Raw genomic sequence first — 230 nt, forward strand, 5'->3', positions numbered from 1 at the left:
TGGTTGGGTTATCATGCGGTTCACGAGGTGCTCTCGACCACTCCAGAGGCCGAGGGGCGCGTTATCGGCACTGGGTCCAACCGCATACATCGCCTCCCCCTGGTCAAGGCCGTCGCTGACACGAAGTCGGTGCCCGGTCTCATTACGGAGGGCCGTTACAACGAGGCCATGCGGATGAGGGGACGTTCCTTTGTCGAGATGGACGCGATCTTCACCGAACTCAGTGAACC

At 60.9% G+C, this 230-nt stretch carries 1 protein-coding gene; it reads left to right on the forward strand.

What is annotated here, in order from left to right; genetic code table 11:
* Nucleotides 1-230 (forward strand): hypothetical protein (locus ACTHSX_RS10935; protein WP_440379692.1); only part of this gene is annotated, 230 nt, incomplete at both ends.

The organism is Neisseria sp. P0014.S002, assembly GCF_051958295.1.
Lineage (GTDB): Bacteria > Pseudomonadota > Gammaproteobacteria > Burkholderiales > Neisseriaceae > Neisseria > Neisseria flavescens_B.